Annotated in this window: 7 protein-coding genes; all 7 read left to right on the top strand. The window is 56.8% G+C overall.

Annotated elements, in window-relative coordinates:
* Positions 1-584: 584 nt before the first annotated feature.
* The 7 genes from rpmH to rsmG all read left to right on the top strand — a co-directional run bounded on the left by rpmH (position 585) and on the right by rsmG (position 7539).
* A complete protein-coding gene (rpmH, locus tag PVV54_RS26490; RefSeq protein WP_003253163.1) occupies positions 585-719 on the top strand; it encodes a 50S ribosomal protein L34 in 135 nt (44 codons plus the stop codon).
* Positions 720-732: 13 nt separating this feature from the next.
* On the top strand, positions 733-1137 hold the full coding sequence (gene rnpA / locus PVV54_RS26485) for a ribonuclease P protein component (protein WP_274910509.1): 405 nt from the start codon (positions 733-735) through the stop codon (positions 1135-1137).
* Complete coding sequence (gene yidD, locus PVV54_RS26480) at positions 1130-1375, top strand: membrane protein insertion efficiency factor YidD (protein WP_274908006.1); 246 nt, start codon at positions 1130-1132, stop codon at positions 1373-1375. The genes rnpA and yidD overlap by 8 nt, the downstream gene beginning before the upstream one ends.
* A 2-nt stretch (positions 1376-1377) precedes the next feature.
* Positions 1378-3060, top strand: a complete 1683-nt coding sequence (gene yidC, locus PVV54_RS26475; RefSeq protein ID WP_274908005.1) for a membrane protein insertase YidC — start codon at positions 1378-1380, stop codon at positions 3058-3060.
* A gap of 86 nt (positions 3061-3146) precedes the next feature.
* Complete coding sequence (mnmE, locus tag PVV54_RS26470) at positions 3147-4517, top strand: tRNA uridine-5-carboxymethylaminomethyl(34) synthesis GTPase MnmE (RefSeq protein WP_274908004.1); 1371 nt, start codon at positions 3147-3149, stop codon at positions 4515-4517.
* A gap of 482 nt (positions 4518-4999) precedes the next feature.
* A complete protein-coding gene (gene mnmG, locus PVV54_RS26465) occupies positions 5000-6892 on the top strand; it encodes a tRNA uridine-5-carboxymethylaminomethyl(34) synthesis enzyme MnmG (RefSeq protein WP_274908003.1) in 1893 nt (630 codons plus the stop codon).
* Positions 6889-7539 (top strand): 16S rRNA (guanine(527)-N(7))-methyltransferase RsmG, encoded by a 651-nt coding sequence (rsmG, locus tag PVV54_RS26460; protein ID WP_274908002.1) that lies wholly within the window; start codon positions 6889-6891, stop codon positions 7537-7539. The genes mnmG and rsmG overlap by 4 nt, the downstream gene beginning before the upstream one ends.
* The last annotated feature ends 17 nt before the right edge of the window (positions 7540-7556 follow it).

Raw genomic sequence — 7556 nt, 5'->3', positions numbered from 1 at the left:
GGATATCCCCTGAGTTGAAAGCCGGATGAGGCAAAAACAAACCGCCATTGTACCGGTCAAGCGACCACTTATCCACATGTGGAAACGTTATAGATCGTGACAAAACAGCCATTTAGCGACCAAAACGCCTTCCGCATGCTGTGAATAAGCCCTGTGGATAACACCCCATGAGGGCTATGCACAACCCTGATATTTTCCTTGTGGATAACCAGCCTGTGGGTAAACATCGATTTAATCCACAGATTTTACTCACAAAAGGCACAAGCGTCGCACCTGTTACAGACAAGGTTATAAATCTCTGTACAGCCCGTGAATAAAGGTGTGCGCACTGTTATCCACAGATATTTATCCACTAAAGATTTATAAGTTCTTCAAAAAAGCTTTTTATATGTCTCTTCTTTTTTTAGATCTTGTTCGTCGTTTGCTCATGAGCCTTGGGGCTCTGAAGGGGGACGTATCAAGGTCACCATCTATAAGGAATGACTGGTTGGAAATTGACCTATTGGCTTGCTTTCTCTAGAATCGCCGATCTCTTAAAAAGGGGGCCATTCCGGCCCGTTGTCGACAAACCCAGGTAACACGCCATGAAACGTACTTTCCAACCAAGCACCATCAAGCGCGCTCGCACCCACGGCTTCCGTGCCCGTATGGCCACCAAGAACGGCCGCGCTGTTCTGTCGCGTCGTCGTGCCAAAGGCCGTAAGCGTCTGGCCATTTGATTTTTCGGCACAGGTGGTGAGTCAGGACTTCAGTCGGGAAAAGCGACTGCTTACACCCCGGCACTTCAAAGCGGTCTTCGACTCCCCAACCGGCAAGGTTCCAGGGAAAAACCTGCTGATCCTTGCTCGCGAGAATGGCCTCGATCACCCACGCCTCGGCCTGGTGATCGGCAAGAAAAGCGTCAAGCTGGCCGTTCAACGCAACCGCCTCAAGCGCTTGATGCGCGATTCCTTCCGTCTGAACCAGCAGATGCTCGCTGGGCTGGACATCGTGATCGTCGCGCGCAAGGGATTGGGTGAGATAGAAAACCCGGAATTGCACCAACACTTTGGCAAGCTCTGGAAACGCCTGGCTCGTAGCCGACCCAGCCCAGTTGCAATCGCCGATTCCGCAGGGGTAGACAGCCGAGATGCGTAAACTGGCCCTCGTTCCGATCCAGTTTTACCGTTACGCCATCAGTCCACTGATGGCCAGCCACTGTCGTTTCTACCCCAGTTGCTCCTGTTACGCATTGGAAGCCATCGAAACGCATGGCGTCTTGCGTGGTGGGTGGCTAACCGTTCGTCGCCTTGGGCGTTGTCATCCTTGGAACGACGGTGGTTTCGACCCCGTTCCTCCCGCGCCTACCCCCCGAACTTCTTCGATAGCCGAGTAATCATGGATATTAAACGCACGATCCTGATCGTCGCCCTGGCAATCGTGTCCTATGTCATGGTCCTCAAATGGAACCAGGACTACGGCCAGGCTGCCCTGCCGACTCAGAATACTGCTGCCAGCACTGTTGCCCCGGCCCTGCCGGATGGTGTTCCGGCCGGCAATGCCGGCGCCAGCGCCGATGTGCCAAGCGCCAACGCCGATTCCAGCCCCGCCGAACTGGCTCCGGTTGCGGTCAGCAAGGACCTGATCCGGGTCAAGACTGACGTCCTGGAACTGGCTATCGATCCGGTCGGTGGTGACATCGTCCAGCTGACCCTGCCGAAATACCCGCGTCGTCAGGACCATCCGGATATCCCGTTCCAGCTGTTCGATAATGGCGGCGAGCGTGTTTACCTCGCGCAAAGCGGCCTGACTGGCGTAAACGGCCCGGACGCCCGCGCGGCAGGTCGCCCTCTGTACGCAACCGAGCAGAAAAGCTATCAACTGGCCGATGGCCAGGAACAACTGGTCGTCGACCTGAAGTTCAGCGACAACGGTGTCAACTACATCAAGCGCTTCAGCCTCAAGCGCGGTGAGTATGACCTGAATGTCAGCTACCTCATCGACAACCAGAGCGCGCAGGCCTGGAACGGCAACATGTTTGCTCAGCTCAAGCGTGACGCCAGCTCCGACCCATCGTCGAGTACCGCCACCGGCACTGCCACCTACCTGGGCGCCGCCCTGTGGACAGCCGCCGAGCCGTACAAGAAAGTGTCGATGAAGGACATCGACAAAGGCAGCATGAAAGAAAATGTGTCTGGTGGCTGGGTTGCCTGGCTGCAGCACTACTTCGTGACTGCCTGGATTCCGGCCAAGTCGGACAACAACGTTGTTCAGACGCGCAAGGACAGCCAGGGCAATTACATCATCGGCTATACCGGCCCGGCCATCAGCGTACCTGCTGGTGGCAAGGTCGAAACCAGCGCCATGCTGTATGCCGGCCCGAAGATCCAGTCCAAGCTCAAAGAACTGTCGCCAGGCCTGGAACTGACCGTCGACTACGGCTTCCTGTGGTTCATTGCCCAGCCAATTTTCTGGCTGCTGCAACATATCCACAGCCTGCTGGGTAACTGGGGTTGGTCGATCATCGTCCTGACCATGCTCATCAAAGGCCTGTTCTTCCCGCTGTCGGCTGCCAGCTACCGCTCGATGGCGCGCATGCGTGCCGTATCGCCGAAGCTTGCCGCCCTGAAGGAGCGCTTCGGGGATGATCGCCAGAAGATGTCTCAGGCGATGATGGAGCTGTACAAGAAAGAAAAGATCAACCCACTGGGCGGCTGCTTGCCGATCCTGGTTCAGATGCCGGTGTTCCTGGCTTTGTACTGGGTACTGCTGGAAAGCGTAGAAATGCGCCAGGCTCCGTGGATGCTGTGGATTACCGACCTGTCGATCAAGGATCCGTTCTTCATCCTGCCGATCATCATGGGTGCAACCATGTTCATCCAGCAGCGTCTGAACCCGACTCCGCCGGATCCGATGCAGGCCAAGGTGATGAAAATGATGCCGATCATCTTCACCTTCTTCTTCCTGTGGTTCCCGGCCGGTCTGGTGCTGTACTGGGTTGTGAACAACTGCTTGTCGATTACACAGCAGTGGTACATCACTCGCAGCATTGAAGCAGCCAGCAAAAAAGCAGCTGCTTGACGGGCTACTGCGCTAGCCTGTGAATAAGAACGCCCCCTCGGGGGCGTTTTTGCTATCTGTCGTTTTTGTCGTAGGGGCTTTCGAGCATGAACACTGTGCGTGAAACCATTGCCGCCATTGCCACCGCCCAGGGCCGCGGAGGCGTCGGGATCGTCAGGCTGTCAGGGCCATTGGCAGCCCAGGCGGGCCAACTCATTACCGGCCGTACGCTGACGCCACGGCATGCCCATTACGGGCCATTCCGTGATGAGGATGGCTTGGTGCTGGACGAAGGCATCGCTCTGTTCTTCCCCGGGCCTAACTCGTTCACAGGGGAAGACGTGCTCGAGCTTCAAGGGCACGGTGGCCCAGTTGTCCTCGACATGCTGCTGCAACGCTGTGTACAAGCCGGCTGCAGGCTTGCTCGCCCAGGTGAATTCAGTGAGCGTGCCTTCCTGAATGACAAGCTCGATTTGGCTCAGGCTGAGGCGATTGCGGATCTTATTGAAGCCAGTTCAAGCCAAGCGGCACGCAATGCATTGCGCTCGCTGCAGGGTGAGTTTTCAAAGCGTGTGCACAGCCTGACCGAGGCGCTGATCGCCTTACGGATCTACGTTGAAGCCGCAATCGACTTCCCCGAGGAAGAGATCGATTTCCTTGCCGACGGTCACGTGCTGTCGATGCTGGACGCCGTTCGTGAGGAGTTGTCCACAGTACAGCGCGAAGCTGGCCAAGGTGCACTGCTTCGTGATGGCATGACGGTAGTGATCGCCGGCAGGCCGAACGCAGGGAAGTCCAGCCTGTTGAATAAGCTGGCTGGGCGAGAGGCGGCGATCGTGACGGATATCGCAGGTACTACTCGGGATATTCTGCGTGAACATATCCACATTGATGGCATGCCGTTGCATGTAGTAGATACGGCCGGCCTGCGCGACACCGATGACCATGTGGAAAAGATTGGTGTCGAGCGTGCCTTGAAGGCCATCGGCGAGGCTGACCGGGTATTGCTGGTGGTGGATTCCACTGCGCCTGAGGCCAGTGATCCATTTGCACTGTGGCCGGAGTTTCTCGATCTGCGACCCAATCCCACCAAAGTCACTCTGATCCGAAACAAAGCGGACTTGAGTGGTGAGTGCATCGGCCTGGAACAGTGCGCGGACGGGCACGTCACTATCACCCTGAGCGCCAAGGGCGATGATCAGGGGCTGCAGCTGCTGCGGGACCACCTCAAGGCCTGCATGGGTTATGAACAAACCGCAGAAAGCGGCTTCAGTGCCCGCAGGCGACACCTGGATGCGCTGCGTCAGGCAAGTTCTCATCTGGAACACGGACGTGCCCAGCTGACATTGGCGGGGGCTGGTGAATTGCTGGCGGAGGACCTGCGCCAAGCCCAACACGCCTTGGGCGAAATTACTGGTGCATTCAGCTCGGACGATCTGCTGGGGCGGATTTTCTCAAGCTTCTGCATTGGCAAGTAGTTCACAGCCCGCGCGTAAACCAAGGCCGCTCCTAGGGAGCGGCTTTTTTTTGCCCGGATTTTGCCGTTCGTCGGGCAATCTCAGCCGAAAACTGGGTTCGGGAGCCCTGTGGAAAACCCGCCTTCAGCTCCGTTGATAACCGGTCATTTTTTCTGAGGATGAAAACGCTTGTGGGTAATAACACCTTTTATCCACAGCCTAAATGACCTTATCCATAGCCCTCATTGCTACTAAACCACAGCTTTCAATTTCGCTGTAGATCTTGCTGTTAAAGGGCTTCATGGGTTTATCCACAGATACACATGTGCATAAGAATAAACATAAAAACAAAGCTTTTATAAAGTTTTTCTCTTTGATTTCTGTTGTCTGCCATTCATCCACAGACTGATCAAAATTTGCTCAGACGGTTTCTTTAGAGGGGGTGAAGTCCCTATACTTGTCCGCTTACCTTCTCTATTTGCAAAACAGGCACGAGGTGCGTGGTGGATTTCCCTTCCCGTTTTGAAGTGATCGTCATCGGCGGCGGCCATGCCGGTACCGAGGCTGCGCTTGCGTCTGCACGCATGGGTGTGAAAACCCTGTTGCTGACCCACAACGTGGAAACCCTCGGTCATATGAGCTGCAACCCGGCCATCGGTGGTATTGGCAAAAGTCACCTGGTCAAAGAGATCGATGCGCTCGGCGGCGCGATGGCGTTGGCTACCGACAAGAGCGGCATCCAGTTCCGCATCCTCAATAACCGCAAGGGCCCAGCTGTGCGCGCAACCCGTGCACAGGCTGACCGCGCCATCTACAAGGCGGTGGTACGTGAGATCCTGGAAAACCAGCCCAACCTGTGGATATTCCAGCAGTCTTGTGATGACCTGATCGTCGAGCAGGACCAGGTCAAAGGCGTAGTTACCCAGATGGGCCTGCGTTTCTTTGCCGAATCGGTGGTATTGACCACAGGTACCTTCCTGGGTGGCCTGATCCATATCGGTTTGCAGAACCATTCCGGTGGCCGCGCCGGCGATCCGCCCTCGATTGCCCTGGCCCATCGCATGCGTGAATTGCCACTGCGTGTCGGCCGCCTGAAAACAGGTACTCCGCCTCGCATTGATGGTCGATCTGTGGACTTCTCGGTAATGACCGAGCAACCGGGAGATACCCCGATCCCGGTGATGTCGTTCATGGGCAACGCTGAAATGCACCCACGTCAGGTGAGTTGCTGGATCACGCATACCAATGCGCGCACTCACGAGATCATTGCCTCGAACCTTGACCGTTCGCCGATGTACTCCGGGGTCATCGAAGGCGTCGGGCCACGTTATTGCCCGTCGATCGAGGACAAGATTCATCGTTTTGCCGATAAGGAAAGCCACCAGGTGTTCATTGAGCCGGAAGGCCTGACCACCCATGAGCTTTACCCCAACGGTATCTCCACATCTCTGCCTTTCGACGTGCAACTGGAACTGGTGCGTTCGATTCGTGGCATGGAGAACGCCCACATCGTCCGCCCGGGCTATGCGATCGAGTACGACTACTTTGACCCGCGTGATCTGAAGTACAGCCTTGAAACCAAGGTCATCGGTGGCCTGTTCTTTGCTGGCCAGATCAATGGCACCACCGGTTACGAAGAGGCCGGGGCTCAAGGTTTGCTTGCCGGTACCAACGCGGCATTGCGTGCTCAAGGCCGAGAAAGCTGGTGCCCACGCCGTGATGAGGCGTACATCGGTGTGCTCGTCGATGACCTGATTACTCTGGGCACCCAAGAGCCGTACCGCATGTTCACCTCCCGGGCCGAATACCGCTTGATCCTGCGCGAAGACAACGCGGACCTGCGTCTGACCGAGAAGGGCCGCGAGCTCGGCCTGATCGACGATGAACGCTGGGCTGCTTTCTGCGCCAAGCGCGATGGCATCGAGCGCGAGGAGCAGCGGCTGAAATCGACTTGGGTGCGGCCGAATACCCCGCAAGGCCAAGCCATTGTGGATAAGTTCGGCACCCCTCTGAGCCATGAGTACAGCTTGCTCAACCTGTTGGCGCGTCCCGAAATCGACTACGCCGGGCTGATTGAAGCCACCGGCGGTGACGTAATTGATCCCCAAGTTGCCGAGCAGGTCGAGATCAAGACCAAATACGCCGGTTACATCGACCGCCAACAAGACGAAATCGCCCGCCTGCGTGCCAGCGAAGATACGCGCTTGCCTGTGGATATCGACTACACCACGATTTCCGGGCTTTCCAAGGAAATTCAGGGCAAGCTCGGCCAGACGCGTCCAGAGACCTTGGGCCAGGCGTCTCGAATCCCTGGTGTTACTCCGGCGGCGATTTCCCTGTTGCTGATTCATCTGAAAAAGCGCGGCGCTGGCCGCGAATTGGAGCAAAGCGCTTGAGTTCTCTGGTCACCCCACAACATGCAGAAGAGTTGTCCACAGGTGCGCGCCAGCTCGATGTCGAGCTGAGCGCCGAGCAGCACGAGAAGCTGCTGGGTTACCTGGCCCTGTTGATCAAGTGGAACAAAGCCTACAACCTGACCGCTGTGCGCGATCCTGACGAAATGGTCTCGCGCCATTTGCTCGACAGCCTCAGCGTGATGCCGTTTATCCACAGTGATCGTCAGAACTGGCTGGATGTTGGTAGCGGCGGTGGCATGCCTGGCATTCCGTTGGCTATCCTGCATCCGCACAAACAGGTGACGGTACTGGACGCCAACGGCAAGAAGACTCGCTTCCTGACCCAAGTGAAAATGGAGCTCAAGCTGGACAACCTCACGGTTATCCACAGCAGGGTCGAAGCGTTTCAGCCGTCGCAACCATTTAGCGGAATCGTCTCTCGCGCCTTCAGCAGCATGGAGAACTTCACCAACTGGACCCGCCATCTGGGCGACACCGGGACGCAATGGCTTGCAATGAAGGGGCTGCATCCTGCCGATGAACTGGTAGCATTGCCCGCAGACTTCACAGTGGAAAGCGAGCAGGCCCTGACCGTTCCGGGTTGCCAGGGCCAGCGCCATCTGCTGATACTGCGCCGCAAGGCATGACTGGGAACACACGCAAC

This window comes from Pseudomonas sp. PSKL.D1, from assembly GCF_028898945.1.
Lineage (GTDB): Bacteria > Pseudomonadota > Gammaproteobacteria > Pseudomonadales > Pseudomonadaceae > Aquipseudomonas.
This window is presented reverse-complemented; position numbering and strand designations above follow the sequence as displayed.